Genomic DNA, 25,634 nt, shown 5'->3' with positions numbered 1-25,634 from the left:
AGCGGACCTGGTCGCACGACACGGTTGAATGACTTGAGCGATTGACCAAGTCGTCTCGATGTCGCGATCCGCGCCTGTCTCCCGAGTACGAATCGAGGGCCCACCATGAGCAGCATGCTCGCCGGACGACTCCGTCTGGACACCCGAACCTTCGCCGTCGAGGAGGTCCCGATCCCGGTCCCCGGTCCGGGCGAGGTCCTGATCGAGGTCCGCGCCGCCGGGGTCTGCCTGTCCGACGTCCACCTGATCGACGGCAGCCTGAGCCCCTTCTTCCCGGTCGACGCCGTCACCGAGGCGGGCGCCGTGACGCTCGGCCACGAGGTCTCCGGGGTCGTGCACACGCTCGGCCCGGACACGAAGGGCGACTGGACCCCCGGGCAGCGCGTGGTGCTGCAGGCCGGCGAGGCTTGCGGCGACTGCCCCGGCTGTCTGCGCCGGATGATGTGCCAGCGGCCGCTGACCCGCGGTCTGGACTACGACGGCGGCTGGGCCCAGTACACGGTCGCCCGCGAGGCCACCCTGCTCCCGATCCCGGACGACCTGCCCTTCGACCAGGCCGCGATCATCCCCGACGCGGTCTCCACCCCGTACGCCGCGATCGTGGGCACCGGCGCCGTCCGTCCCGCACAGGCGGTCGGCATCTGGGGCGCGGGCGGTCTGGGCGCGCACGCCGTGCGACTGGCCCGCATGGTCGGCGCGGCCCCGGTCATCGCGGTCGACCCGCTGCGCTCCGCCCGCGAGCGCGCCCTCACCTTCGGTGCGGACCTGGCACTCGACCCGCTCGCGGCGGACTTCGCGGACGCGGTACGGGAGGCGACGGCCGGACGCGGCCTGGATGTCGCGTTCGACTTCGCCGGGGTGGGCGCGGCACGCGCCCAGGCCGCGTCGGTGCTGGGTCCGTTCGGCGCACTCGTGCTCGCGGGGCTCACCCCGGAGCCGGTCACGATCGCCGACAGCATCGGCTTCTGCTTCAACGTCAACCAGGTCCGGGGACACTACGGCTCCGAGCCCGAGCACGTGGAGCAGCTCGTCGGTCTCGCCTCGGCCGGCCGGATCGATCTGGCTCCGTCCATCACCGCCCACGTGCCGCTGGCCGAGGCCGCGGAGGCGGTCGCCCGCCTGGAGAACAAGGTCGGGGACCCGATCCGCCTGGTGCTCACTCCCTGAGGGGCACCTCGCGTGCGTGAGGCCCTTCCGGGTCCCGCAGGGGCCTCACGCACAGCCATCGGCGCCGGTGCCCGCTTCCCCCGCCCCGCAAGGACAGACAGCGTGATCTTTCGATAGGTTCACCATATGAGCGCCGAGGTCGACAAGCTGCTGCATGGCCTGGTTCAGGGGCTCCGCCCCCAGGTGGGCGAGCGGGCCGACGCGCTTCTTGGTCGGCTGCGCGAGGAGCTGCCCGGTCTCTGGGAGCACGAGGACCTGGCGGTACTGGCGCTCCAGGAGATCACCGGCCACCTGACGACCTTCCTCGACCTGCTCGACGATCAGGTGACCATGGACGAGGTCGCACCGCCGGAACTGGCCGCGACCGTCTCTCGTGAATGCGCTCGCCGTGGTCTGCCGCTCAGCGGGCTCCTGCGCGCGTACCGGATCGGCCACATGATCCTGCTGCGGCAGATGCGGGCCGAGGCCACCCGCCTCACCGACGACCCGGAACTCGTCGCCGGCATCGTGACGCGGGTGACGGACTCGGGGTTCGCCTACGTCGACATCGGCTCGGAACTGGTGGTCACCGCCTACCAGGAGGAACGCGAGCGCCGTCTGCGACGGCGACTGGCCCTGACCGACGCGGCGGGACGGCGCGTCGGCACCACCCTGGACATCGCGCGTACGGCTGAGGAACTCGTGGAGGTCGCCACGGAGGACTTCGCCGACCTCGTGGTGGTCGATCTCCTCGACAGCGCGGTGAGCGAAGCCCCCTCGCCCCACCAGGCCGGGGAGGACTGGTCCCTGCACCGCGTGGCGCTGGGTGGCGCCGGTGCGGTCCAGGACCACCCCGGCGGCCGGCCGACCCACCGCTACCCCGAGGGGTCCACGCAGGAGCGGGCACTCAGGAGCGGACAGCCGGTGCTCCGCGCCGGCGTGGAAACCCGCGGGTCCGCCCCCTGGGAGCCGGAGGCCGGAGACTCGGTCCTGCTGCTTCCCCTTCAGGCTCGCGGGGCCGTCCTCGGCCTCGCCCAGTTCTTCCGCGGCCGCTCCGCCACGCCGTTCGACCACGACGATCTGTCGCTGGCCCAGGAGATCGCGGCGCGGGCCGCGGTGTCCATCGACAACGCCCGCCGCTACACCCACGAACGCCTCACCGCCCTCACCCTCCAGCGCAGCCTGCTGCCACAGCGGCCCGTACGGAACGCGGTGGTCGAGACTGCCGCCCGCTACCTGCCGAGCGGGGGCCACGCGGGGGTGGGCGGCGACTGGTACGACGTCATCCCGCTGTCGGGGGCACGGGTGGCCCTGGTCGTGGGCGACGTGGCCGGCCGGGGCCTGGAGGCCGCCGCCGCCATGGGGCGCCTGCGGATGGCGGTCCGGGCCTTCGCCGACATCGACCTGATGCCCGACGAGCTGCTCACCCACCTGGACGACGTGGTCATCCGCCTCAGCCGCGAGGAAGGCCGCGACGAGTGCGGTCTGAGCGCCACCTGCCTGTACGCCGTCTACGACGCCTCCACCAGGACGTGCTCCCTGGCGAGCGCCGGGCACGTCCTTCCCGCCCTGGCGACAGCACCGCCACGGAACGACGCGGGCTCGGTGGCCAGGTCCGTCGACTTCCTCGACGTACCCGTGGGACCGCCCCTGGGGGTGGGCGGACTCCCCTTCGAGACCGCCCAGTTCGACATTCCCGAGGGCAGTCTGCTCGCCTTCCACACCGACGGGCTCACCGGGAGCGGCGCCTCTGGCGTGGAGGCCTCACGCGCGGTGCTCCGCGAACAGCTCGCCGCGGCACCCGAGTCGCTCGACGCGGTCTGCGACCGGCTGCTGGACGCACTGCTGCCGGACCAGCCCGCCGACGACACCACCCTGCTGGTGGCCAGGACGCGGGCGCTCGACGCCCGGCACATCGCGGTGCTCGACGTCCCGTCCGACCCGGCGGCCGTGTCCCGCGCCCGTCGCTTCGCGGCCGATCGCCTGACGGAATGGGGGCTCGCGGACCTGTCCTTCGCCACAGAACTGATCGTGAGCGAGCTGGTGACGAACGCCGTCCGGTACGGAAGGAGCCCCATCCAGCTACGGATGATCCTTCAGTCCTCGCTCACCTGTGAGGTCTCCGACGCCAGCAGCACGGCCCCGCACCTGCGCCGCGCGCGCACCTTCGACGAGGGCGGACGGGGTCTGCTGCTGGTCGCCCAGATGGCCGACCGCTGGGGCACGAGGCACTCCCGCGAGGGAAAGGTCATCTGGGCCGAACAGCCCCTCCCCTGAGTGAGCCGTCCGAGTCAAAATCGAGACTTGGTCGACCGACTGAGTCGAATATAGTGGCACGTATGGCTCACGTAACCGCGGCTGAGCGCCGCCCACAGTTGATCAAAGCGGCTATAGACCTGATGACCAGGGAAGGTGTCGCCGCCGGCAGCACACGCGCCATCGCCGCCGAACTCGGGGTCGCGCAGGCCACGGTCCACTACACCTTCGGCACGAAGGAGGACCTGTACCGCGCGGTCATGGACCAGATCACCGACGACCTCATCGAGCAGGTGCAGCGGGCGGCTCCGGAGAACGCGGGATTCGAGGAGACGTTCAGCGCCCTGGCCGCCCAGTTGTGGGGCACCATGCGCGAGCCGTCGTCGCACCATCAACTGCTCAACGAACTGGCCATGTTCGCCCTGCGCGTGCCTGGACTGCACGAGGCCCGGCAAGGCCATTACCGGCGGGTCGTGGAGGTGACCGCGCGACTGATCAGCGAGACGGCGGCGAGGGCCGGACAGGAGCTGACCATGCCCGCCGAGACGGTCGCCCGGTTCTTCCTCTCCGGCTTCGACGGCCTCACCCTGCAGGCCCTGAGTCTGGAGGACGAGGCCGCAGAGCAGCAGGGCCTCAGGGCGCTCGTGGCCGCGACCGTGGCTCTGGCCAAGGGTCACCTCGCCTTCCCGGAGATGCCGGCGGTCTGAGCGCCGAACACGAAGGGACATCCATCGGAGTCATGACATGATCGGCTGCCTGCTCCTCCTTCTCACCGTCGCTTGGACGGCCGGTGTACCGGCCGCCCGACGACTGGACCGGGCGACCTGGCCTGAGCGGGAGCCCGTGCTCGGCCTGTGGGTGTGGCAGTGTCTGGTCGCCACCGCCTTGCTGAGCTGCCTGACCGGGCTGCTGCTCGGCATGGCCGCGGTCTTCCGCACCGTGCGCGACTCCCTCTTCGATGCGGCGCCGCCCGGCGTCCTCGCCGCCTACGAGTTGGCCGCGGTCCCCGCATGGGCCACCGGGCTCACTCTGCTCCTGGCGGCGGGCGCGGTGTGGACGGCCGCCGTGCTCGCCGGACGGTTCTGGGCGATCCGCCGAACCCGCGCGGTGACCCGCGACCGGCTGAGGCGAAGGGCGCCGGATCTGCCCGGCGGCCTCCCCACCGCGAGCGGGCCCCTGCTGGTCCTCGAGGACGAATACCCCGACGCCTGGTGGCTGCCCGGCAGCCCGTCCCAGCTCGTCGTCACCACAGGTGCGATACGGCGGCTGACCGACCGCCAGCTCGATGCCGTCCTCACCCACGAGCGCGGCCACGCGCGTGCCCGCCACGACTGGTTGCTGCATCTGTCCGCCGCCTTCGCCAGTGGATTTCCCCGGGTGCCCCTGTTTACCCACTTCTGCGAGCGGACCCACCAACTGGTGGAACTGGCCGCCGACGACACCGCCGCGCGGCGCTGCGGGCACGTCACCACCGCCCTCGCCCTCATCGAACTCAACCAGCACCGGGGAGTCCTCTCCTGCGCCTCCAGCCGCCGCGCGCTGGGTGCCCGGGTGGACCGCCTCCTCACTCCCCCGCCGAGACTGAGGCACCGCGCACGCGCGCTCATCGCCATGGCGGCGGCGCTGACTCCGTCGCTCCCTCTGCTCATCACCCTCGCACCGGGGATCGACGCACTCGACTGAAGTGCGACGGACGGATGGGGATGTGACAGGCCCTCGCACGCATGCCTTAGCCTCGGTGCACATGAGGGGCTCGTCAGACTCGGCCTGTCACCCGATGGCCACACGACCTCGACCTCCGGACGGGCGGTGAGCACACGGTGTCCACGGACGACAGTGAAGAAGCAGGCGGGGCATCCAGGAGCTCCACGGTTTTCGACGAGTCCACAGGCGCGCGACTGAGGGAGATCAGACTCCGCCGTGGGCTGTCGTTGACGGAGGTCGCACATCGGGCGGACGTCACCAAGGGCTTCCTGAGCCAGTTGGAGCGCGGTCTCAGCAGGGTGTCCGTGCCGACGTTGCTGCGGGTCTGCGATGTGCTGCGGATCGGGGTCGGAGAGCTGTTCGCCTATCCGGATGAGCCGATCGTCACCGGCGGAAGCCGGATCGACATGGGCGGTGAAGGCGTCTCGGAGTACCTGCTCACGCCTGCCGACAGCACGGCCTTTCAAGTCTTCCGTTCAGTGGTCGAACCAGGCGGTGGCACCGGTGGCCCCTATCGGCTCGACACCACCACGATCTTCGCATTGGGACTGAGCGGCTCGACCCGCCTGATCGTCGGCGGCGAGACACGGATGCTGTCCCCCGGTGTCTCCACCTCGTTCTCCGGTCGGACACTTCACCAGTTCGACAATCCGGGTACGACGGCGAGCGAGGTCCTGTGGGTCCTGTCGCCTCCGTTGCTCAGCAACACGCGCACAGGACGATGACGGCACGCGTTGCCGGGGGCGTCACGTCCGGGCTGCTCGTCGTACCCCCTTGGCCGCGACCGCACGGGTGGGCAGATCTCCCATCGACAGGAGACCGGGCTCTGCCTCGACGACCGCGGCGACGGCGTTGACGGCCGCTGCGATCGTGCTGAGGAAGGAGTCGAAACCCACGGAGGAGCGAAGGTCGATGACCTGCTCCTCACCGACGATCTGATAGTCGTCACCGACGCTCACCTCGTCAGCCGGCTCGAAGAAGCCGTCTGGACCTCACCGACGTGCTGGCCGCGGCGGGCCTGCCGGTTGAGGAGATCCCATGGGTGGCCGCCGCCTTGTGCGCGACACTCGCGGGACTGATGCTCGGCGAGCTGACCGGTGTCGTGCAGCAGTGGGCCACTGTCCCCTCCGCTGCCGGCAGCGGCGCACGCCTGGGGTTCTGCCGATGAGCGGTGCCATCTCCGGCAGCCGGCACTGGCCGCACCGGCACACCCGAGACGATCAGATGATCCGAACGGATGTCATCGGTTTGGGTCGGACGGGCGCCGCCGGAGTCCGGCGCCCGTGGGTTCGAGGCGGACGACGATGCCCTTCGACGTTGGCTGGTTGCTCACGTCGGCGACGCTGTCGAGCGGCACCAGGACGTTCGTCTCCGGATAGTAGGCGGCGGCCGAACCCTTGGCCGCCGGGTAGGACACGACCTCGAAGTCGTCGGCCCGGCGCTCGGTGCCGTCCTCCCAGACGCCCACCAGGTCCACGCGATCACCCTGGGCGAGGCCGAGTTCGGAGAGGTCGGCCGGATTGACGAGGACCACATGGCGGCTGCCGTGAATGCCCCGATAGCGGTCGTTGTTGGTGTAAGGGACGGTGTTCCACTGGTCGTGCGAGCGCAGGGTCTGCAGCAGCAGGTGCCCCTCGGGGGCCCGGGGGACCACCCGCTCATTGCAGGTGAACCGCGCCTTGCCGGTATCGGTCCTGAACACGCCCTCGTTGACCGGGTTGGGTAGCTGGAAGCCTCCCGGGCGCGTCACCCGGGCGTTGAAGTCGTGGAAGCCCGGCACGATCCGGGAGATGCTGTCGCGGATGGTGTTGTAGTCGCCCTCGAACTTGCTCCAGGGGATGTCCCCCTCGCCGCCGAGGGTCAGCCGGGCGAGCCGGCACAGGATGGCGACCTCGCTCAGCAGCATGTGTGAGGCCGGTTCGAGTCGTCCCTGGGAGGTGTGCACCTCGCTCATGGAGTTCTCGACGGTGACGAACTGCTCGCCGTCGGCCTGGACATCACGCTCGGTGCGTCCGAGCGTCGGCAGGATCAGGGCGGTGTCGCCGCAGACGGTGTGCGAGCGGTTGAGCTTGGTGGAGATGTGGGCGGTCAGCCGGCACGAACGCATCGCCTTCTCGGTGACCTCGCTGTCGGGCGCCGCGCGCACGAAGTTCCCGGCCAGGGCGAGGAAGACCTTGACGCGGCCCTCCAGCATCGCCTTGATCGAGTTCACCGAGTCCAAGCCGTGCGGACGCGGCGGATCGAAGCCGAACTCCTTCTGAAGGGCGTCCAGGAAGGTGTCCGGCATCTGCTCCCAGATGCCCATGGTGCGGTCGCCCTGGACGTTGCTGTGGCCGCGCACCGGGCAGGCGCCCGTGCCGGCGCGCCCCAGATTGCCGCGCAGCATCAGGAAGTTGACGATCTCCCGGATGGTGGGTACGCCGTGCTTGTGCTGGGTGATGCCCATCGCCCAGCACACGATGACGCGTTCGCTCCGCAGGACGTCGTCGCGGACCTTCTCGATCTCCTCGCGGGTCAGCCCCGTCGCCGCGTGCACGTCCTCCCAGTCGACGGTGCGGGCGTGCCGGGCGAACTCCTCGAAACCGGAGGTGTGGGCGTCGATGAAGTCGTGGTCCAGGACGGTGCCGGGACGCGCGTCCTCCGCCTCCAGCAACAACCGGTTCAGTGCCTGGAACAGGGCGAGGTCCCCGCCCGGCTTGATGTGCAGGAAGCGGTCGGCGATCTGGGTGCCCCGCCCCACCACCCCACGCGGCTTCTGCGGGTTCTTGAAGCGTCGCAGCCCCGCCTCCGGCAACGGGTTCACCGCGACGATGCGGCCGCCGTTGCGCTTGGCCTCCTCCAGGGCCGAAAGCTGCCGCGGGTGGTTGCTGCCCGGGTTCTGGCCCACCAGGAAGATCAGGTCCGCGTGGTGGAGGTCGTCGAGACTCACGGTGCCCTTGCCGACGCCCAGGGTCTCGTTGAGCGCGAAGCCGCTGGACTCGTGGCACATGTTGCTGCAGTCGGGCAGGTTGTTGGTGCCGTAGGCGCGGGCGAAGAGCTGGAAGACGAAGGCGGCCTCGTTGCCGGCCCGGCCGGAGGTGTAGAAGACCGCCTCGTCGGGCGAGTCCAGCCCCCCGAGTTCCTGCGCCAGGACGCCCAGGGCGTCGTTCCAGCCGATGGGCTCGTAATGGTCCGATCCGGGCCGTTTGATCATCGGCTCGGTGAGCCGGCCCTGCTCGTTGAGCCACATGTCGGAGCGGGTGGCCAGGTCGGACACGCTGTGCTCGCGGAAGAAGTCGGCGGTGACCCGGCGCGTCGTGGCTTCGTCGTTGATGTGCTTGGCGCCGTTCTCGCAGTACTCGTTGCGATGGCGCCGGCCCGGAGCCGGGTCCGCCCACGCGCAGCCGGGGCAGTCGACCCCGCCCACCTGGTTCATGGTGAGCAGGTCGACCCCGGTCCTGCGCGGGGAGGTCTGCTCCAGGGAGTACTCCAGCGCGTGCACGACGGCGGGAACCCCGGCCGCCCATTTCTTCGGCGGTGTCACGGAGAGGGAGGTCTCCGGCTCCTCACCGGGCGGGTTCTGCATCGCTTGGCCTTTCTCTTGCCGTGTGCGGTACGCGGGTCAGCCGACGGGCCACTGGGCGACACGGCTCCTGGGCGGTTCCGGGGAGTCGTGCTGTACCCGGCCGTTGCGGATGGTGCCGCGCCAGGCACCGCCCTCCTGGCCGAGTCCCTCGATGAAGTGCTTGAAGCTCGCCAGTTCCCCGCGCACCAGTCGCCCGGTCAGCCCCGCGACCCTGGACGAGCGGGCGAGGACCTTCGCAGCCCCGTGCGGCTGGAGGAGCATCCGGACCGTGATCGCGGTGCCACCGGACTCCGTCGGCCTGAACTCGACTTCGCCCTGGTGGGTGGGGTGCTGTTGCAGGCCACGCCAGGCCAGGTAGGCGTCGGGGTCCTGTTCCAGGATCTCGACCGCGAAGCGGTGACGCAGGGGGCCGTAGCCGATGGTCCACGCGGTGACGGTCGGCCTGATCTGCTCGACGTCGCGCACCACGGTCGAGAAGCGCGGGAACGTCTTGAACTGCGTCCACTGGTTGTAGGCCGTGCGGACCGGCACCGCGACCTCGACCGTCTCCTCGACGTGCCGCTCGCGCAGGGGGCGGCGGCGTGCGACGCCGTCCCCGTCGGAGGGCATGCCCGGCGTGTTGGGCACGGCCTGCCCGCCGTCGTCTTCGTGCGCCATCATGGTCCTTCTTCCGGTGAGGGAGCCGGGCGTCGGGAGACCCGGCCCTCCCCTTGTGGGGCAGGGCATCTGTTCTGCTTCCCCGATCCCGGGTTTCGAGTCATCGGACCGCGCAGGCGTCGTGGACGGCTCCGGGCAGTCAGACCGCTCGTCGGGTCGCGCGGAGCACGATGTCGCTGACGTGGTGGGTGCTGGCCGCGCCGGCGGGCCGTGGCCGGGTCTCGTGGGTCTCGACCTGCCAGGTGTCGGGGTCGGCGATGAGCGCGGCGGCGATCTCGTCGACGCCGACGAACGCCGCCGGGTCGTACATCCGGGTCTGGGTCGCCACGTCCACCGGGCCGCTCAGTGGGGTGAGGTCGTGGTGCACGACCAGGAGCGTGCCGCCGGGGGCGACGGCGGCGAGCAGGCTGCGCAGGCCGCGCTGGTCGGGCGTGCGCTTGAACGAGCCGTACTGGAGGGAGACCAGGTCGAAGGTCTCGGTGCCGAAGGGCGCGGGACCGTTGGCGTCGCCACGTACGAGGTCGACTGCGAGCCCGCGGTGTCCGGCTTCGGCACGCACCCGGGCGAGCGCGTTGCCGGAGATGTCGGTGGCGGTCACCTTCCAGCCGCGCTCGGCCAGCCAGAGGGCGTCGGCGCCCTCACCGGTGCCGACATCGAGCGCCCTGCCCGGGACCAGGGCAGTGGCCTCCTGGACGAGCGTGCCGTTGGGGTTGCCGCTCCACGCCCGGTCGGGCCCCCCGTAGCGGTGGTCCCAGTCGGTCTCCTCACCCGAGTGCCGAACGGCGGCGCGGAGATCCTCGTCGGCGAGGCTGAAGGCGATCATGGCGCCGACCTGGCTGCCCTGAGCGGCCGACGGCAGCGCCTGAAGGCTCGGGTCGGTGACGTTGCCGGCCGCGTAGATCCCCGGTACGGCGGTCTCTCCGCACGGGTCGACCGCGAGGAAGTCGCCGGCGCCGGTCGGATGCGGGGTGGTGGTGAGCCCGACCCCGGCCAGCACGTCGGCGCGTGCCCGGAAGCGCGAGCCGACCACGACGGCGTCGGCCGCGAGGACGCGGCCGTCGCCGAGCTCGACGCCGGACACCTCGCCGTCCGGCCCGGTGAGGACCCGGCGGGCCTCGGCGCGCTCGATGGTGACGCCGGAGGCGGCGAGGGCGGCGACGACTCCCCCGTCGAGCCCGGCGGGGTCGTGCAGTACGACAGTCAACCGGTCGGTCAGGTGCCGGAACAGCGGTGTCGGGCGGAGGCCGAGGGGGTGGGTGACGATCTGCACCAGGCGCTGGTCGCGCACCTCGAAGCCATGGCAGAACGGGCAGTGGATCACACCGCGCCCCCACCCCTCGGCGACGCCCTCGATGGCGGGCAGCTCGTCCGACAGGCCGGTCGCGGCGAGGACCCGGCGGGCCACCAGCGTGTGCCCACCAGTGAGGTCGAGCCGGAACCGGCCGTCGTCGCGACGGTGCACCCCCACGACTCGGCCGGAGAGCACCTCCCCGCCGTACGCGCGTACCTCCTCGCGCCCGGCCGCCCTCAGCTCGCCGGGCGCGACCCCCTCATGCCCCAGGTAGCCGTGCATGTGGTCGGCCGGGGCGTTGCGCGGGGTGCCGTCGTCGATCACGACGACACCGCGCCGCTGGCGGGAGATCTGCAGGGCAGCGGCGAGACCTGCGGCCGAGCCGCCGATCACGGCGACGTCGCAGTGCCGCTCCAGGGTGGGGGGCTGGGAGTGGCTGACTTGCCCGGTGTGCTCGGTGTGCTCGGTGTGCTCGGACTGGGCCGACTGCCGGCTCTGCGCGTGGCTTCTCATGCGTCCGACGGTACGGCGCCAGGCGTTCTGCGCAAACAATCTTGCGGAATTGGCAAGGCGTGCCAGGATGAGAACGTGAATGGAATCGCCGACATCGAAGCCCTGGCGCGGTCCCGCCTGCGCAGCATGCGCACCACCCTGGGGTACTCCCTCGACGAACTGTCCGAGCGGACCAACCTCAGTCCGTCGACCATCAGCCGCGTCGAGACGGGCAAGCGCACGCTGAGTCTTGACGTGCTGGTGCCGCTGGCCAACGCCCTCCAAGTGAGCCTCGACGTGCTCTTGGAGGTGCCCACCGACGACGATGTCGTCATCCGCCCGGTCGCGCACAGCAGCGGCACACGGACGACGTGGCCGCTGAGCCGTCCGGACGGCCGCATGATCGCGATGAAGATGCGCCTCGAACCGTCCGACGGTCCGCCCTGCCAGCGGGTGCACCCGGGCCACGACTGGTTCCTCGTGCTCGAGGGGCGCGTGCGGCTGTGGCTGGGTGAGCGGCAGATCGACGTCGACGCGGGAGAGGCCGCGGAGTTCGCGACGATGGTCCCGCACGCGATCACCGCGTTGGACGCTCCCGCCGAGTTGATCATGGTCTTCGACCGGGACGGGCAGCGCGCACACGTGCACCAGTGAACGAGGCGGTCGGGACGACGGTGCGAGTCGATCGTACGGAGAGGCATGGCCGTGAGGGCGAGATCACGACCGACTGCGGCGCCGGGTGAGCTGGTCCGGAGCCTGGGTCTGCACGACGCGGTGGTTGTCGGCCTGGGGTCGATGATCGGCGCCGGAGTGTTCGCGGCACTGGCTCCCGCGTCGCGGGCGGCTGGTTCGGCACTGCTGGCCGGTCTGGCGCTCGCGGCGGTGGTGGCCTCTGCAACGCCACGTCGTCGGCCCGCCTCGCAGCCCGGTATCCGGTGTCGGGCGGCACTTACGTCTACGGACGTGAGCGCCTCGGTGAGTTCTGGGGGTATCTGGCCGGCTGGTGCTTCGTCGTCGGCAAGACCGCCTCGTGCGCGGCGATGGCGCTCACCGTCGGCGCGTACGTGTGGCCGGGGCAGGCGCGTACGGTGGCCATCGCGGCGGTGGTGACGCTGACGGCGGTGAACTACGCGGGGGTGCGGAAGGCCGCGTGGCTGACGCGAGTGATCGTCGCGATCGTTCTCGCGGTACTCACGGCGGTCGTGATCACGTCGCTGACGTCGGGGGCGGTGGGGGCGCCCCGACCGGGGGCCGGGGCCGAGGCGTCATGGAGCGGGGTACTGCAGGCGGCCGGACTGCTCTTCTTCGCGTTCGCGGGGTACGCCCGGATCGCCACGCTGGGCGATGAGGTGCGGGACCCGGCGCGCACCATCCCGCGCGCGATCCCGCTCGCCCTGGCGATCACGCTCGTCGTCTACGCCCTGGTGGCGGTGAGCGCGCTGCTGGTGCTCGGTCCCGTCCGGCTGGGGACGAGCGCCGCACCGCTGTCGGACGTCGTGCGGGAGGCGGGAGCCGACTGGCTGGTGCCGGTGGTGCGGCTGGGAGCCGCCGTGGCGGCACTCGGCTCGCTGTTGGCACTGATCCTGGGGGTGTCGCGGACCGTGCTGGCGATGGCCCGTGACGGTCACCTGCCGCGTCGGCTGTCCGCGGTGCACCCGCGGTTCAAGGTGCCGCACCGGGCTGAACTGGTGGTGGGGACGGTCGTCGTCCTCCTGGCCGCGTTCACGGACCTGCGCGGCGCGATCGGCTTCTCCTCGTTCGGCGTCCTCGTCTACTACGCCGTCGCCAACGCGTCCGCGCTCACCCTGTCTCCCCAGGAGGGACGCCCGGCGTGGATCATTCCCGTCACCGGGCTGCTGGGGTGTCTCGTGCTCGCCTTCGCCCTGCCCGCCGACTCAGTGATCGCGGGCGCCTCGGTCGTGGCCGCGGCCGCTGTCGTATACGCCGTACGCCGGGCGCTGCGCAGGTCGCCCTCCGCCTGAGGCGCGTGGACCCCGGTCACCCTCCACCGGGCCACACGACGACGAAGCCGGGAGTCGCAGCCGGGCGCCCCCACACCGGTCGGCCACTCCCCCATCGCGCGGCGGACCGCCAGCAGGCTCCAGCCCGTCGCGCCGTGGCCTTCTCCACCCGGTCAAGGTCATGGGCCGGCCTGTCGCTGGCGAGGCCCCTCGGGGCCCGCCGTGCGGACCAGGTTGCCCGCCTTCTCGCGGTGCTCGTGCACGAGGCGGATCGCCATGGCACCCTCACCGGCCGCCGAGGCCACCCGTTTGACCGAGCCGCTCCTGACATCGCCGGCGGCGAAGACTCCGGGAAGAGTGGTCTCCAGCAGCAACGGCCCACGGCCGAGCGAGTCCCACCCGTCGGCGTCGGCCGCCGCCTGGGCGTCAGCGCCGGTGAGGACGAAGCCCTTCTCATCCAGGGCCAGCACGCCCCTGAGCCAGTCCGTGCGCGGCCGGGCACCGATGAACACGAACAGTGCCACGGCCCGGACCTCACGGCGCTCACCGGTGGTGTTGTCCTCCACGGTCAGCGTCTCCAGCTTCTCCTCCCCGCCGACGCCCCGGACCTCGGTATGGAGCAGCACCTCGATCTTCGGGTGCCGTTCCACCTGGTCCACCAGGTAGCGCGACATGTCCGCGTTGAGGTCACCGCCCCGGACGAGGAGGTTGACCCTGGACGCGTGGTCGGCGAGGAACAGCGCCGCCTGCCCGGCGGAGTTCCCGCCGCCGACCACGGCGACCGGGTCCGCCTGACAGAGGCTGGCCTCGTGGACGGTCGCCGCGTAGTAGACGCTGATGCCTTCCAGACGGTCGATGCCGGGTACGTCGAGCCTGCGGTACCACACACCCGAGGCGATCACCACGGCGCCCGCCCGGGTTCGGGACCCGTCCGTGAAGGTGACTTCGTACTCGTCGTCCTGCGAGGTGATCCCGCTGACCTGGGCCGGCACCATCAGGTGGGCTCCGAACTTGCCTGCCTGGAGCACCGCACGTTCGATCAGCTCGCCCCCGGAGATGCCCGACGGGAAGCCGAGGTAGTTCTCGATGCGGGACGAGGTACCGGCCTGGCCGCCTGCGGCCACGGCGTCGACGGTGACCGTGGTGAGACCGTCGGAGGCACCGTACACGGCGGCGGCGAGTCCCGCCGGGCCCGCACCCACCACCATCACCTCGCACCGGTCGGTCTCCCTCACCGGGGCCGGCAGCCCGATGAGCCGGGCGAGTTCGGCGTTGTCCGGGTTGCGCAGCACCTGCTCGCCCTTCCAGATGACCACCGGAGTCTCCTCGGGACGGATGGCGAACCGGCGCAGCAGCGCCTCCGCCTCCTTGTCCTTCTCCAGATCCATCCAGCGGTGGGGCAGCCGGTTGCGTGACGCGAATTCACGCAGCCGCAGCGTGTCCGGTGAATAGCGCGAGCCCAGAATCCGGAAGCCGACGCCGAGGCCGATGAGCAGATACCTGCGACCCAGGTAAGCGCGGAGGATCAGGTCGCCGAGGACGGCGTCGCGGGCCACCAGAGCGCGTTGCCGCTCCACCGGTACGGCCAGTACCTCGCCCGCCTCACGCACCACGGCGGTCTCGAACGCCGCCTCGCCCTCCAGCAGCCCGAGTTCACCCAGGAACCTGCCGGGTCCGTGCACCGCCATCGTGCGCTCCTCGGGTCCACCGTGATCCTCGAGGACCTCGACGGTCCCGCCGAGGATGACCATGAACTCCCGGAACGGCTCGCCCTCGCGGTACAGCACCTCGCCCGCGGTGGTCGGGCGGCGCTCACCGTGCGCGGCCAGGTCCTGGAGCTGCTCCGGAGTCAGGCGTGGAAACGCCCCGTACCGGTCGGGTGTCTCGCGGACCGCACCGTGGTCGTACTCGGCCGCGCTCATCAGACCAGCGCCTCGTGGACAAAGCACCAGCGCCAGTCCTCACCCGGCTCGAACGACCGCACGACGGGGTGGTCGGTACTGCCCGCGTGCCGCCTGGCGTGCCTGAGGGGCGAGGAGTCGCAGCAGCCGACGTGCCCGCAGGTGAGGCAGAGCCGCAGATGCACCCACGGGGACCCCTCGTTGAGGCACTCCTCGCAGCCCTGTGGGGTACGCGGCGTCACCGGACGCACCATCGTCAGGTGCGGGTCGGGAATCGTGCTCATGGGACGCGCTCCTGTTCCTGGTCGGCGGCCGGCGAGGGGTCACGGCAGTACGGAGCGTGCCATTCAGCACCTCCGCACGGTGTGCACCCGTTCGATGCCGCCGTCGACCGCGTGGGGGATGTCGTCCCGGACGCGCTGGAGGATTCCTTCGCAGATGCGACGCGGCGTACCGCCGCTTGCGGCGTTCCCGGGGCCGGCCGTCGGCCTCCTCGATCTCCTTCAGGAGCCGGCTGGCCTTGTTCACCATTGTATCGAAGGAGGTGATGTATCGACGGCATGCCCTCTCAGCGCGTCCGCGAGGGCGGCGCCCTGTGGAGGAGTACGGCCGCCGGCCTGTTCGCAGGGTGTTCCGGCGGCCGGTCCGATCCGAGGGCAGCACGTTCGGCCAACTCGGCTGCATTCAGGGGGGCGTGAGGGTGTCGAGCCGGGCGGCGAGGTCGGGGTGGGCGGCGGACAGATAGGGACGGGTGGCCGTCAAGGGGGCGACGAGGTCGGCGGGATCGTCGTGGGCGAGGGCCGCGTGCAGCTTGGCGAGCGGGCGGCGGGCGCCGGCGGGCAGGTCGGTGAGGGCGGTGATCTGGCCCGCGACGCGGCGCAGGTCGGCGGCGTTCGCGCGGGCCCAGGCGGCGGTGGTCCGTCCGGCGGCCCGGGCCTGCCGGGTGGCCGTCACGCGCTGCTCGCCGGTGGTCCCGGCGGGGCCGGGCCGACCGCGCAGATAGCGGCGTTCGGCTGCCTGGCGACTGGCCACGCCGAGTGGATGGGCGAGGTCGGCCCAGCTCGCGCCCGCGTCGCGGGCGGTCTCGATCAGGCCGGTCTCCCATCCCGCGAGCCGCTCGCGCACCTGCCGGAGCAGCAACAGGGAGGCCAACGCCTGCTCCGGCCCGGAACCGGCACCGTCGGACTCGCGCGGAGATTCCCGCTGCGCCTCGCGGAGGGCGTCGTCTATGGCGTGCAGGGCCGCCTCGGCGGCGAGCAACGATGCCGGGCTGTGGGGCTTCGTGCTGGTCGTGGACGGCTGGTCGGCTGCGGTCACAGGCACCTCCCTCGAAGTGTCATCGTGCGGATGACATCACGTTTGTCATCCATCCGATGACATGCTACAACAGTGCCCGTGAGCGCATTGGCAGCAACTGCCCGACCTGCTGGAGGTGTTTTCACGATGTTGATGCGCACTGACCCCTTCCGTGAGCTGGACCGGCTGACGCAGCATCTGATGGGGCCGGGAACCTGGTCGAAGCCTTCGGTGATGCCGATGGACGCCTACCGCGAGGGCGACGAGTACGTGGTGGCGTTCGACCTTCCCGGCGTCACCGTGGACGCCATCGACATCGACGTCGAGCGGAACATGCTCACCGTCAAGGCCGAGCGCCGGCCGGCGACGAAGGCCGACGACGTGCAGATGGAGCTGTCCGAGCGGCCGCTGGGCGTCTTCTCCCGCCAGCTCGTGCTCGCTGACACTCTCGACACCGAGCACATCCAGGCCGACTACGACGCGGGCGTGCTCACCCTGCGCATCCCGATCGCCGAGCGGGCCAAGCCTCGCAAGATCTCTGTCGGCGTCGGCTCCGGCCGCAAGGAGATCTCCGGCTGACACCGGCCGGACGGGTGCGGAGGACGGGCGTCCGGTCTCCCCTCGCTCCGCCTCCGCACCTCTGTCGACACTCCTAAGAAGGGGGCGCGGTGAGATGGCTCTGCGACGCGAGGCGTTCCTCGACCACGTGACGGAACGCGGCGAATACGGCACCGCGGCGGAAGCGGAGCGCGCGGCCCGGGTGGTACTCGCCCTGCTGGGCGCGCACCTGGTCGGCGAGGTCCGCGCCCAGCTCGCGGCGCGCCTGCCGGAGGGCTTCGCCCTGATCCTGCTCAATCCGCTGCACAGCGCCGAACCGCTGTCCCCGGAGCGGTTCGTCCGGGCGACCGCCGCCTGGATCGACGGCGCCACCGAACAGACCGCGGCGTGGGACGTCGGCGCCGTGCTGTCCACCGTCGCCGACTCCGCCGGCGATGACCTGCTGGGACAGATCCTGCTCCAGCTCCCCGTCGGCTACGACCTCCTCTTCGGCCGCCCCCAGCCCACCTGACGGCGCCGCACCGCGCACCACCCCACCCATCCCGGCTCCACGAAAGGCATGCACCGCAGTGATGTCCGACGCGCGCGTACCGCTTGAGCACCAGCAGCCCTACGGGACCGCGTACGAGCAGATGCTGGAGAAGGTCCGTTACGAAGGGGCCTACCCCACTCGCGAGAAGGCCGACGAAACCGTCCGCCTGGTCCTCGCGGGGCTCGGACGCCAGTTGACCGGCGCCGAACGCGCCGAACTCGCCGAGCGTCTGCCCGTGGAGGCCGCACGCGTGCTGACCGCGCAGACACCCGACCCCGAGCCCCTCACCGGCTGGGCCTTCGTCAAGGACCTCGCCGCTCGCACCGGCGCCTCCCTGGCCACCACCCGCTGGGACACCGGAACCGTGTTCTCCGCCGTCGCCGCCCACGCCGGCCCCAGCCTCGTCACCCGCATCCTGGCCCACCTCCCCGGCGGCTACGCCCTGCTGTTCGGCCGCGCCGAACTCACCACTGCCGCATAGCCGGAAGTCAGGGAACGAAGAGAGGACGCAGGGGCCCCCGGCTGGAGGAGGCTCCGGTCGCTGCGGTGAACCCCGACTTCGCCCGCCAGGCCGCCGTGAGCCTCTCGCTCTTCGGTACGAATTTCGCCCAACTGGCCTTGGACGTCCTCGGGGTCCTGGTCACGGCCGCCGAGTACTCCACCGGCATGATCCGCTCGACGCCGGCGGCGGTACCGCGCCGACTGCTTCCCGGCACCTCGCAGGCAGCATCGGTCTACCTGCCCGGCAACGCGGGCGAGTCGACGTTCGCGCTCGCGCTGGCCGGTGCGGCGTACCGGCTGATGCGTAAGGACGCCTGACCGTCCTGTCGGGGGTCCGTCGTTCTGTTCGCCGAGGCCATCGGAGCTGGTCTATTTGCACTGCTCTCTTCGAGATGCACCCAACGCACCGAAATGCAACCGCCCTCCAAGGCCATGTACCCAACGTTTGCTGGGCAGTTGACCTGGGTGTTTCATGGTAGCGTCCTCGTTCTGAGGGACAGAGCTACCTGAAAGGGAAATCGTGAACACGGAGAAGATCGCCGCTCGCCGCCTCTCCTGGGAAGAGGTGACGAAGCTCGGCATGAAGGACAGGGTCTTCGTTTCCGCCGACACGGCAGAACTCAAGCTTCCCGGCTGCTATGTCCCTGCTTTTCTGACCAAATCCGGTGAGGAATTCGAGGGTGGCTCGATAACGGCGAAGACCATATTCCAGGAAGAGGTCTCGTGCCTTCCCGAGGACGAGAACGAAGCGGGAATATATGTGGCTGACGAGAGCGGCTCGGAGACCATCGAGGTCCTCCAGTCCGCCGGCGTCGTCCTGGACCTCGCGCTCTTCGTCCCCAGCGGCGACAAGGGTGCCCTCTCGGCCCTCTACGCCGCGGCCCGGCAGGCGTTCGGCGCCGATGTCGTGCAGATCTGGCGCCAGGGCCTCAAGGAGGTCCCGGACGTCAAGGTCGACATCTTCGAGGAGCAGATCCCCCGGGGCCGCAAGGGGGGCGACAGCCCGAAGCGTGACCGTCGCGCGATCGACACGTACCCCACCCGCGCGGACTTCATCGAGTTCACCGCGGGATGGAAGCCGGTCGTCGAGATCCACCGGCCGGTGGTTGACGACACCCCGACCATCTGAGACAGCGTCACCTTCTCCTGCGGAGCGGGCCCCGGAGCGTGTTCCGGGGCCCGCGGACCGCGAACGGTCAGACGACGGTGATGTTCTCCGCCTGCGGGCCCTTCTGGCCCTGGGTGACGTCGAAGGTCACCTGCTGGCCCTCGAGGAGCTCACGGAAGCCGGAAGAGTTGATGTTGGAGTAGTGCGCGAAGACGTCCGGGCCACCGCCGTCCTGCGCGATGAATCCGAAGCCCTTTTCGGCGTTGAACCACTTGACGGTACCGCTGGTCATGCTGAGCCTTCCGGTCGAGACCGGGCCCGCACCGCGCGGACCCGAAGCGATGCCCTGTTCCCGCGGCGCACAGCAGAACGCCCACGCCGGAGCGCGGGCGGGACACGGCATCTGCCGGCGACGCTACACGCCGGGATCGGCTCTCACCACCGGGCAACGACGGTGACTCACCCGTCCGTCGGCCCGCCGCTGGTGGCCGCGCGGACGGTCATCGAGTGCTCGCCCGGCGCGCGGCCTCGACCCGGCACTCATCCCGGCCGAACCGCCCCTCCGGGCGAGCCCTTGTTCCCACGGGGCCGCCCCGACCACCGCCGCGGCCGCGATCAGCTCGCCTCCAACCGCAGAGCGAGGCCCCTGCGTGCCGCGAGGGCGGTGGCCGGGGAGGCGCTGGCCGGTGCTGCCATACGAAGCCGCTCGCCAGGTGCACCGGTGCGGTGCCAGATGGGCGAAGAGGCGGCAAGGTCGACTGCCCTTCCGATCTGGACGCCTAGGACGCCTCACCCGCCGACAAGGCGGAGACGGCGGCGGCCAGGTGGGGGAAAACGGGGAGGGCGTCGGCTCTCCCGCTGACCTCGATCATCAGCCGCATCAGACGGTCGGCTCCCACGAGGCCGACGGGGCGGTGCAGGCGGAGCGCGATCAGGTGGTTCAGCAAGGCCGTGTTGGCGAAGGCCACTTGACACAGGTCGAACACCACGGGCGTGACGCTGCTGCGCAGCACGTCGTAGGTGACCCGTTCGACGACGTGGATGGAGTCGGCGTCGAAGTCACCCCACAGCTTGATGACCCACAAGGTCTCCACGGGGGCCGCGAGTGCTCTCGCCGCATGGCTGGAAGCCCACACCGGAGGATGCACGCTCCTCCTTCTAGGCCACAGAACAAATAGTTGTCACCAGACAATCATGCCCAGCGCTTTCCCGCCACCGTGCCCCGTCCGAGACGCAGACGACCAGCACCCGGCGCCCGGCGCCCGGCGCCCGGCGCCCGGCGCCCGCGAGTGTGTCCCGCCCGGCTGTCGATGTGCGCCGTCGCCGCCTCGTCGAGGGGGTGCGACCTCTCGACCGGGATGCGCAGTCTCCCCCGCGAGTTCAGGTCGACGGCCTCCGCGAGCGCGTCCGGCATCCTCCGGAGAACCGGACGCCGAGTTCCGGTGCGCCGAGGTCGGCGATGGTGAGCTCTCGTCCCGGATCACCCGTCAGCTCGCGCTTCCGCCCATCTCGGTTTCGGCCACGGCATCCACCGCTGCGTCGACGCTCCTTTCGCCAAAGCGGAAACGGAGCGGGCCGGGGCGCAACGAGGTCCGCCGGGGCTAGGCCGGAGGGCAGACGTCCGTCGTGCGGGCCAGTGTCGACAGGAAGTGGCCGAAGCCGCCGTGGGCGCGCGGGCGCAGTCGCGGGGAGGTCAGGACCGGGCAGGCGGCGGTGCGCAGGACCCGGTGACCGCCTCGCTCCAGCGCGTGCACCAAGGCCCTGTCCTCGCCGGTGGTGAGCGGCGGAAAGCCTCCGACGTCGAGGTAGGCGTCGGCGGCGAAGCCCAGGTTGGCGCCGTGGACATGAGGGTGGAGCCAGGGGGTGCCCGGCGCCGGCCGCGTCCTCTCATACAGCGCGAGGTGCGGCGCGGCCAGCGGTGAGGAGGGGGGCAGGGTCACCGTGCCCACGACGGCCTGCCAGCCCTCCCGCGCGTGGGCGAGCTGGTGGGCGAGCCAGCCGGACGGGACGACGCTGTCGGCGTCAGTGGTGGCGATCCACAGGGCGGATGGCCTGGTGAGGCTCCGTTCGAGCGCGTGCTGGACGCCCGCCGCACGGGCCCGGCCGGGGTTGCGGCAGTCGGTGCCGACGACCAGGGCCCCGGCGTCACGGGCCACAGCCGCCGTACGGTCGCGGCAGGCGTCGGCCACCACCACCGGCAGCACCCGCACGGCGGCCAGATCGGGGTGGCGGGCGGCGCGGGCGAGCGCCGCGAGGGCGGCCGGGAGCAGTTGTTCCTCGTCGTGGGCGGGGATGACGACCGCGACGGTGGCCGCGCTCATGCGAGCCCTTCGCGGGCGGCGACACCGGGGGGTGTACGGCCGTCCGGGCCGGTGCGCTGGTGGACCTGGAGGACGAAGTCCTCCTCGCGGTGGTCGGCCAGCAGGGCGAGTCCCGGCTGCGCGTCGAGGCGGCGCGCGACACCGGTGCCGGTTCTCAGGTGCTCGGCCACCGGGTGGTTCCAGTGGACGGTGACCAGGGTGCCGGCCGGGTCCAGGGACGTCACCGTACGCTCCAGCAGCTCGTCCAGGGTGCTGTCGTCCAGGTAGTAGAGCAGCTCGGACAGCACGACGAGGTCGAACGATCCGTCCGGCCACTCCTCGGGCACCAGCATCCGGCGCACCGAGACGTTCGGCAGTCCGGCGGTGCGCTCGCGAGCGGTCGCGGCCGCCGACTCGACCCGGTCGCAGGCGAGTACGGCGTCGCAGCGCTCCGCCAAGCGGACGGTCAGCTCCCCGACGGAGCAGCCCGGCTCGAACGCCCGACGGTAGCGGGCCATCGGCAGGGCGGCGACGGTGAGGTCGTACTTGCGCCGTTCGTACCACCGCTCGGCCAGCCGCCACGGGTCGCGGGCGGCGCGGTACATGGCGTCGAAGTACGCGTCAGGAGTACGGCGCCCGGTCATCCGAACAGCACCTCCCAGCCGCGCAGATGGTGGGCCAGCTCGTCCGGGGGCAGTACGGCGGCGTCCTGCGGCGCGTCGCCCAGCGGCCGGATCTGGGTGACGAACCGGTCGACGGCGGCACGCTTGCGGGCCTGGACCTCGGGCGGCAGGTCGATCCGGGCGGCCCGCCGCCAGGGCACCCGGGCGTCTCCCGGGCGCGCCCAGTGCCACAGCCACACCGGGTACAGCGCGCACGGCACCGACGCCGCGCGGGAGGCGGCCAGCGCGGCGCGGCCCGCCGCCTCGTGATCGCCGTGCACGTCCTCCGTCCACGGCGCGAGGCAGAGCGCGGCGTCCGGCAGCAGGGTGGCCAGCTCCTCCGCGAGGCGCTCCTCGTGCCGGGCCACCGCGGTGTCGGGCAGCCGCAGCCGTACGACCTCCGCCCGGGATGCACCCAACTCCCCGAGCGCGTCGCACAGTTCACCGGCGCGCAGCTCGGCCAGCCGGTCCGGGGTGAGGCGGGTGGAGCCGGGGTGCGAGCCCTCTCCGTCGGTGACGGACACCACGGTCAGCGCGACCCCGGCCGCCGCAAGACGGGCGAGGGTTCCGCCCACGCCCAGGACCTCGTCGTCCGGGTGGGCCGCCACCACGACGACCCGCCCCGCCGTCGGCAACGCGTACTCCGGCATCCGGTCCCAGCCGTCCCAGGCGCGCCATTCCCGCTCGTCGGTGCCGGGCGCCTGGATCGGGTCGGCGTACTCCCCGGCGGCGGCGCTCACCGGTCGGCTCCGGCGCCGCGGCACACCAGGGCACCCAGGGCCGCGAGGTCCCGTTCGGCGTGGTGCTGGCGTACGTAGACGGTCAGGTCGGCGACGGCCCGTGCGTGCCCCTCGTCGTGGCAGAGCGGTCCCGCGCCGGTCGCCCGGCCCACCCGGTCCAGCACCTCGGCGCAGACCTCCGCCAGGAGTGCCCGTACCCGCAGGGCGCGCAGTGCGGCTGTACCGGCCTTGTCCAGGGGGTCGGCGTCGATCTCCTCGGCCGCCCGCGCCAGGGCCGTCCCGGCCGTGTGCAGCCGGAGGTCGACGGCACCGGCGTGCGCGTCGGTGAACGGGTCGGCGCGCCGCCCGGCCCGCTCGAACAGGACGCGGGCCACCGCCTGCGCCCCGCCGTACCAGCAGGCCGCCACGCCCACGCCGCCGTGGTGGAAGCCGGGGCGGCGCAGGTACGCCTCCACGTCGCCCACCGGGGTGGCGGGCACGGCGGTGAAACGGACGTCGGGGCTGTCGCTGCCGGCCATGCCGACCGCCTGCCACGTCCCGGGCACCGGCCGGCAGCCGGCACCGTCGGGGCGGGCGGCGTCACCGGTGCGCACCGCGAAGAGTCGGCGTCCGTCGTCGGCGAGCGCGGTGACCAGGGCGTTCGTGCAGGTGTGCGCCCCGGAGCAGTACCGCTTCACCCCGTCGAGCACCCAGCCTTCCGCCGTACGGGTGGCGGTGAGCCCGGAGCCGGGCGGTTCGGCCGCCCAGACACCCCAGTACTCCCCGGAACGCACCGGCTCCCCGCCCAGCTCGGCGAGGATCGCCACGGCGTCCAGGTGCCCTTCCGCCAGCCGGGCCGTGCTCAGGTCCTCGCGCGCGAGTCCCGCCAGCGCGTCGAACCGGGCGGCGGTGTCGCCGCCGCCGGGCAGGGGGCAGTCGGCCGTCCCGGCCGCCAGGGCGTCGGCGTACCGGGTGAACGCCTCGGCCGCCGGGGAGCGGGCCGGCGCGCTGTGGTCCGGGGGCTCTTCCGCGTGGGCGGACGGGGGAAGCACATCGTGCATGAAGGGCACTCCTCGCTCGTCCGGCCTCGGCCGGAACTGGTCGGGGGACGACGTGGTACTGCGTCGGCCGGTGGGGTTCGGCGGACGAGGGGCGGGTCCGGCTGAGGTCCGGACCCGCCCCTTCTCCCCGACGATGTGGGCTCAGACCTCGCCGCGCCACTCGCCGGTCGCGGTGCCGCCGCGCTTCTCGATGAACTCCTTGAAGCGCTTCAGGTCGCCGGTGGCCTGGCGCTTGACGAAGCCGAGCTTGTCGCCGACCTTCTCGGTCAGGCTCTCCGGGGCGTAGTCGAGCTGGAGCATGACCTTGGTGGTGTCGTCGTCGATGCGGTGGAAGGTGACGACTCCGGCCTGCCGGGCGTCCCCGCCGACGCTGGTCCAGGCGACCCGCTCGTCGGGGATCTGCTCGGTGATCTCCGCGTCGAACTCGCGCTCCACTCCGGCGATGTTCGTCTTCCAGTGGGTGAGTGTCCCGGTGCGCTGCTCGATGCGCTCCACACCGTCCATGAACTGGGGGAAGTCCTCGAACTGGGTCCACTGGTTGTAGGCGTCCGTCACGGGGACGCGGACTTCGATGGACTCTTCCACCTGCGACATGCACTTCTCCTTGACGTGAGCCGACCCCGCGGGGCCGGCCGGGCTGACGTTGATCTACCGTCTTGCCCGTATCGCGGCGTCTAAGGCTTGTGGCGTGCCACTGGTGCGGCCATGGGGTCTGGACGCGTTGTGTCGGGGGCGCTGCGGCACGACGAGCCCACGGCCGGCCTCGCCTTCCCCGCCTCGCGTTCCACGGAGCCGGTGGCGGGGCTTGGCCGGGACGTCCCTCTGTCGCCGTCGGGCGGGCGCGAGGCCGAGGCCCCGGGCGGATGGCGCGCGGGCCGGGACCGGCAGAGCGGCCCGACCTGGTGGTGTGCTCGCCCTGCCTGACGGCCCGCCAGACCTGGCAGGCAATATGGGAGTCCGCCTCGCGCAGGGGGATTCGAGCTGCGTCCGCCCAACGACTACACGCCCGCACCACGAAGTGGTCGGTCTGGCATGACAGACCGCCGTGGCGCTCCCCTGTGCGTGCCGGGTCACTCGTCGGCGGTGGCCCGGGGCTCGACCTCGCAGTGGTCGATCTCGTCCACGCGCCCCGAACTGGCGACGGGGACCCGGACGGTTGCCTTGTCCATGGGCGGCACCGACACCTGATCCGAGCGGTCGGCCAGATACGAGCCGTGCTCGTCCAGGAAGCTCACCTTCACGGTGAACAGCCCCTGCCGTCCGTTCGGATTCCTGACCTCGACGGTCGCGTACGGGTCGTCCACGCTCGCGCACTCGACAAGCTCGGCCGTGCCGTCCTTCAGGGCCTGGGCTCTGCCACCGGGGGATGCCGTGGGGGTGGAACGGCTGCCCGGACGCGAACGGTACGTACCACCGTCGCTGCCACCGGTACTCGCCCCGAGGTCGTACGCGCCACTGCTGGACGAACCGTCGTACGGGTCATCATCACCGTACGGATCGCTCCCGACCGAGTCGTCGATGCCCGACACCGACGAACTGTCGTGATCCTGACTTGAGTTGCTGCAACCACCACCACTGCCGTGATGGCTGCCGCCCCCATGACCGCGACTCGACGAGAACCCGGTCAGAGCCAGCACCACCGTCGCCGACACCGCAGCGAATCTGAGTTTGCGCCCCCATGTGTCCATGCCACCACCCTACTTACTGCCGACCCACCCTCCCGCCATGCCCGAAAGAGAAGCAGTGGGCAGTGCTGAAGCCGCTGTTGCCGAAGGGTGCCAGGGTCGGCCACGCGGCCGGCCCGACCGGGTCCGGGCGGACAAGGCGATTGGCCGAGAACGCCCGGTTACTGTCCACGATCCTGGAACATCACCTTCCGCATGTGTATGAATGCGGAGCGTAGTTATGTGAACGCTCACCTTGC

The 25,634-nt window shown here is 71.5% G+C and carries 25 protein-coding genes and 3 pseudogenes; 12 read left to right on the top strand and 16 right to left on the bottom strand.

Translation table 11 applies throughout. From position 1 onward, the window contains the following. The first annotated feature begins 105 nt into the window (after nt 1–105). The 5 genes from ACZ3HQ_RS07060 (at nt 106) to ACZ3HQ_RS07040 (ending at nt 5,831) form a co-directional block, all read left to right on the top strand. The gene (locus ACZ3HQ_RS07060) at nt 106–1,167 is read left to right on the top strand and encodes a zinc-binding dehydrogenase (RefSeq protein WP_467508677.1); all 1,062 of its coding nucleotides are present in this window, start codon (nt 106–108) and stop codon (nt 1,165–1,167) included. Nucleotides 1,168–1,293: 126 nt separating this feature from the next. Further along, on the top strand, nt 1,294–3,423 hold the full coding sequence (locus ACZ3HQ_RS07055) for an ATP-binding SpoIIE family protein phosphatase (protein ID WP_467508676.1): 2,130 nt from the start codon (nt 1,294–1,296) through the stop codon (nt 3,421–3,423). Nucleotides 3,424–3,485: 62 nt separating this feature from the next. Then, complete coding sequence (locus ACZ3HQ_RS07050) at nt 3,486–4,109, top strand: TetR/AcrR family transcriptional regulator (RefSeq protein WP_467508675.1); 624 nt, start codon at nt 3,486–3,488, stop codon at nt 4,107–4,109. A gap of 37 nt (nt 4,110–4,146) precedes the next feature. Beyond that, nucleotides 4,147–5,085, top strand: a complete 939-nt coding sequence (locus ACZ3HQ_RS07045) for a M56 family metallopeptidase (protein WP_467508674.1) — start codon at nt 4,147–4,149, stop codon at nt 5,083–5,085. A gap of 137 nt (nt 5,086–5,222) precedes the next feature. Further along, nucleotides 5,223–5,831, top strand: a complete 609-nt coding sequence (locus ACZ3HQ_RS07040) for a helix-turn-helix domain-containing protein (RefSeq protein ID WP_467508673.1) — start codon at nt 5,223–5,225, stop codon at nt 5,829–5,831. Between the two features lie 21 nt (nt 5,832–5,852). Here ACZ3HQ_RS07040 and ACZ3HQ_RS07035 read toward each other — a convergent pair whose 3' ends face one another. The 4 genes from ACZ3HQ_RS07035 to ACZ3HQ_RS07020 form a co-directional block, all read right to left on the bottom strand. Continuing rightward, nucleotides 5,853–6,065: a hypothetical protein gene (locus tag ACZ3HQ_RS07035; protein ID WP_467508672.1), complete on the bottom strand. Its 213-nt coding sequence runs from the start codon at nt 6,063–6,065 to the stop codon at nt 5,853–5,855. Between the two features lie 281 nt (nt 6,066–6,346). After that, nucleotides 6,347–8,671 (bottom strand): FdhF/YdeP family oxidoreductase, encoded by a 2,325-nt coding sequence (locus tag ACZ3HQ_RS07030; protein ID WP_467508671.1) that lies wholly within the window; start codon nt 8,669–8,671, stop codon nt 6,347–6,349. 36 nt (nt 8,672–8,707) lie between these two features. Next, the gene (locus tag ACZ3HQ_RS07025) at nt 8,708–9,328 is read right to left on the bottom strand and encodes an SRPBCC family protein (protein WP_467509054.1); all 621 of its coding nucleotides are present in this window, start codon (nt 9,326–9,328) and stop codon (nt 8,708–8,710) included. 139 nt (nt 9,329–9,467) lie between these two features. Next, a complete protein-coding gene (locus ACZ3HQ_RS07020; protein ID WP_467508670.1) occupies nt 9,468–11,132 on the bottom strand; it encodes an FAD-dependent oxidoreductase in 1,665 nt (554 codons plus the stop codon). A 75-nt stretch (nt 11,133–11,207) separates the two neighbouring features. Here ACZ3HQ_RS07020 and ACZ3HQ_RS07015 point away from each other — a divergent pair, with 75 nt between their 5' ends. Beyond that, complete coding sequence (locus tag ACZ3HQ_RS07015; RefSeq protein ID WP_467508669.1) at nt 11,208–11,765, top strand: helix-turn-helix domain-containing protein; 558 nt, start codon at nt 11,208–11,210, stop codon at nt 11,763–11,765. A 45-nt stretch (nt 11,766–11,810) separates the two neighbouring features. Then, a pseudogene (locus ACZ3HQ_RS07010) lies at nt 11,811–13,093 on the top strand (APC family permease). Between the two features lie 158 nt (nt 13,094–13,251). Here ACZ3HQ_RS07010 and ACZ3HQ_RS07005 read toward each other — a convergent pair. The 3 genes from ACZ3HQ_RS07005 to ACZ3HQ_RS06995 all read right to left on the bottom strand — a co-directional run bounded on the left by ACZ3HQ_RS07005 (nt 13,252) and on the right by ACZ3HQ_RS06995 (nt 16,290). After that, nucleotides 13,252–14,994, bottom strand: a complete 1,743-nt coding sequence (locus ACZ3HQ_RS07005) for an FAD-dependent oxidoreductase (protein WP_467508668.1) — start codon at nt 14,992–14,994, stop codon at nt 13,252–13,254. Beyond that, the gene (locus tag ACZ3HQ_RS07000; protein ID WP_467508667.1) at nt 14,994–15,257 is read right to left on the bottom strand and encodes a UBP-type zinc finger domain-containing protein; all 264 of its coding nucleotides are present in this window, start codon (nt 15,255–15,257) and stop codon (nt 14,994–14,996) included. The genes ACZ3HQ_RS07005 and ACZ3HQ_RS07000 overlap by 1 nt, the downstream gene beginning before the upstream one ends. 400 nt (nt 15,258–15,657) lie before the next feature. Next, on the bottom strand, nt 15,658–16,290 hold the full coding sequence (locus ACZ3HQ_RS06995; protein WP_467508666.1) for a type III effector protein: 633 nt from the start codon (nt 16,288–16,290) through the stop codon (nt 15,658–15,660). Between the two features lie 126 nt (nt 16,291–16,416). On the opposite strand from ACZ3HQ_RS06995, the gene ACZ3HQ_RS06990 reads away from it, so the two are divergent. The 5 genes and pseudogenes from ACZ3HQ_RS06990 to ACZ3HQ_RS06970 all read left to right on the top strand — a co-directional run bounded on the left by ACZ3HQ_RS06990 (nt 16,417) and on the right by ACZ3HQ_RS06970 (nt 18,989). Continuing rightward, nucleotides 16,417–16,848, top strand: coding sequence for an Hsp20/alpha crystallin family protein (locus ACZ3HQ_RS06990; protein WP_467508665.1), 432 nt, complete (start codon nt 16,417–16,419; stop codon nt 16,846–16,848). Between the two features lie 94 nt (nt 16,849–16,942). After that, on the top strand, nt 16,943–17,338 hold the full coding sequence (locus tag ACZ3HQ_RS06985) for a DUF2267 domain-containing protein (protein WP_467508664.1): 396 nt from the start codon (nt 16,943–16,945) through the stop codon (nt 17,336–17,338). 58 nt (nt 17,339–17,396) lie between these two features. Beyond that, entirely contained in the window at nt 17,397–17,840 is a 444-nt protein-coding gene (locus ACZ3HQ_RS06980) for a DUF2267 domain-containing protein (RefSeq protein ID WP_467508663.1), read from the top strand. A 74-nt stretch (nt 17,841–17,914) separates the two neighbouring features. Further along, nucleotides 17,915–18,088: pseudogene (locus ACZ3HQ_RS06975) on the top strand (ABC transporter permease); the annotation flags it as partial. A gap of 292 nt (nt 18,089–18,380) precedes the next feature. Further along, nucleotides 18,381–18,989: a hypothetical protein gene (locus ACZ3HQ_RS06970; protein ID WP_467508662.1), complete on the top strand. Its 609-nt coding sequence runs from the start codon at nt 18,381–18,383 to the stop codon at nt 18,987–18,989. 67 nt (nt 18,990–19,056) lie between these two features. Here ACZ3HQ_RS06970 and ACZ3HQ_RS06965 read toward each other — a convergent pair whose 3' ends face one another. The 9 genes and pseudogenes from ACZ3HQ_RS06965 to ACZ3HQ_RS06925 form a co-directional block, all read right to left on the bottom strand. Continuing rightward, nucleotides 19,057–19,260 carry a cold-shock protein gene (locus tag ACZ3HQ_RS06965; protein WP_467508661.1) on the bottom strand — a complete coding sequence of 68 codons (204 nt, stop codon included), beginning with the start codon at nt 19,258–19,260 and terminating at the stop codon, nt 19,057–19,059. Between the two features lie 487 nt (nt 19,261–19,747). Beyond that, complete coding sequence (locus ACZ3HQ_RS06960) at nt 19,748–20,062, bottom strand: STAS domain-containing protein (RefSeq protein WP_467508660.1); 315 nt, start codon at nt 20,060–20,062, stop codon at nt 19,748–19,750. Between the two features lie 182 nt (nt 20,063–20,244). Continuing rightward, nucleotides 20,245–20,462 (bottom strand): annotated as a pseudogene (locus tag ACZ3HQ_RS06955) (zinc-binding dehydrogenase); the annotation flags it as partial. 107 nt (nt 20,463–20,569) lie between these two features. Next, entirely contained in the window at nt 20,570–21,289 is a 720-nt protein-coding gene (locus tag ACZ3HQ_RS06950; RefSeq protein WP_467508659.1) for a glycosyltransferase family 2 protein, read from the bottom strand. Next, nucleotides 21,286–21,912, bottom strand: coding sequence for an SAM-dependent methyltransferase (locus tag ACZ3HQ_RS06945; protein WP_467508658.1), 627 nt, complete (start codon nt 21,910–21,912; stop codon nt 21,286–21,288). The genes ACZ3HQ_RS06950 and ACZ3HQ_RS06945 overlap by 4 nt, the downstream gene beginning before the upstream one ends. After that, nucleotides 21,909–22,670, bottom strand: coding sequence for a PIG-L deacetylase family protein (locus ACZ3HQ_RS06940; protein WP_467508657.1), 762 nt, complete (start codon nt 22,668–22,670; stop codon nt 21,909–21,911). Before ACZ3HQ_RS06940 ends, ACZ3HQ_RS06945 begins: the two co-directional genes overlap by 4 nt. Further along, the gene (locus ACZ3HQ_RS06935) at nt 22,667–23,710 is read right to left on the bottom strand and encodes an acyl-CoA dehydrogenase (protein WP_467508656.1); all 1,044 of its coding nucleotides are present in this window, start codon (nt 23,708–23,710) and stop codon (nt 22,667–22,669) included. The genes ACZ3HQ_RS06940 and ACZ3HQ_RS06935 overlap by 4 nt, the downstream gene beginning before the upstream one ends. A gap of 141 nt (nt 23,711–23,851) precedes the next feature. After that, nucleotides 23,852–24,304, bottom strand: coding sequence for an SRPBCC family protein (locus ACZ3HQ_RS06930; protein WP_467508655.1), 453 nt, complete (start codon nt 24,302–24,304; stop codon nt 23,852–23,854). 476 nt (nt 24,305–24,780) lie between these two features. Further along, nucleotides 24,781–25,239: a hypothetical protein gene (locus ACZ3HQ_RS06925; RefSeq protein WP_467508654.1), complete on the bottom strand. Its 459-nt coding sequence runs from the start codon at nt 25,237–25,239 to the stop codon at nt 24,781–24,783. Nucleotides 25,240–25,634: the final 395 nt, after the last annotated feature.

This window comes from Streptomyces sp. NPDC018263 (genome assembly GCF_055562575.1).
The sequence above is the reverse complement of the archived record's forward strand: the minus strand, read 5'-3'. Positions and strand labels throughout refer to the sequence as shown.

Excerpts from the sequence above, each read along its gene's own strand:
- ACZ3HQ_RS07055 (WP_467508676.1), top strand. The coding sequence starts at position 1,294 with ATGAGCGCCGAGGTCGACAAGCTGCTGCATGGCCTGGTTCAGGGGCTC.
- ACZ3HQ_RS06930 (WP_467508655.1), bottom strand. The coding sequence starts at position 24,304 with ATGTCGCAGGTGGAAGAGTCCATCGAAGTCCGCGTCCCCGTGACGGAC.
- ACZ3HQ_RS06950 (WP_467508659.1), bottom strand. The coding sequence starts at position 21,289 with ATGAGCGCGGCCACCGTCGCGGTCGTCATCCCCGCCCACGACGAGGAA.
- ACZ3HQ_RS07020 (WP_467508670.1), bottom strand. The coding sequence starts at position 11,132 with ATGAGAAGCCACGCGCAGAGCCGGCAGTCGGCCCAGTCCGAGCACACC.
- ACZ3HQ_RS07050 (WP_467508675.1), top strand. The coding sequence starts at position 3,486 with ATGGCTCACGTAACCGCGGCTGAGCGCCGCCCACAGTTGATCAAAGCG.
- ACZ3HQ_RS06985 (WP_467508664.1), top strand. The coding sequence starts at position 16,943 with ATGGCTCTGCGACGCGAGGCGTTCCTCGACCACGTGACGGAACGCGGC.
- ACZ3HQ_RS07060 (WP_467508677.1), top strand. The coding sequence starts at position 106 with ATGAGCAGCATGCTCGCCGGACGACTCCGTCTGGACACCCGAACCTTC.
- ACZ3HQ_RS07025 (WP_467509054.1), bottom strand. The coding sequence starts at position 9,328 with ATGGCGCACGAAGACGACGGCGGGCAGGCCGTGCCCAACACGCCGGGC.
- ACZ3HQ_RS06935 (WP_467508656.1), bottom strand. The coding sequence starts at position 23,710 with ATGCACGATGTGCTTCCCCCGTCCGCCCACGCGGAAGAGCCCCCGGAC.
- ACZ3HQ_RS06965 (WP_467508661.1), bottom strand. The coding sequence starts at position 19,260 with ATGACCAGCGGTACCGTCAAGTGGTTCAACGCCGAAAAGGGCTTCGGA.
- ACZ3HQ_RS06990 (WP_467508665.1), top strand. The coding sequence starts at position 16,417 with ATGTTGATGCGCACTGACCCCTTCCGTGAGCTGGACCGGCTGACGCAG.
- ACZ3HQ_RS06945 (WP_467508658.1), bottom strand. The coding sequence starts at position 21,912 with ATGACCGGGCGCCGTACTCCTGACGCGTACTTCGACGCCATGTACCGC.
- ACZ3HQ_RS07030 (WP_467508671.1), bottom strand. The coding sequence starts at position 8,671 with ATGCAGAACCCGCCCGGTGAGGAGCCGGAGACCTCCCTCTCCGTGACA.
- ACZ3HQ_RS07045 (WP_467508674.1), top strand. The coding sequence starts at position 4,147 with ATGATCGGCTGCCTGCTCCTCCTTCTCACCGTCGCTTGGACGGCCGGT.
- ACZ3HQ_RS07005 (WP_467508668.1), bottom strand. The coding sequence starts at position 14,994 with ATGAGCGCGGCCGAGTACGACCACGGTGCGGTCCGCGAGACACCCGAC.
- ACZ3HQ_RS07000 (WP_467508667.1), bottom strand. The coding sequence starts at position 15,257 with ATGAGCACGATTCCCGACCCGCACCTGACGATGGTGCGTCCGGTGACG.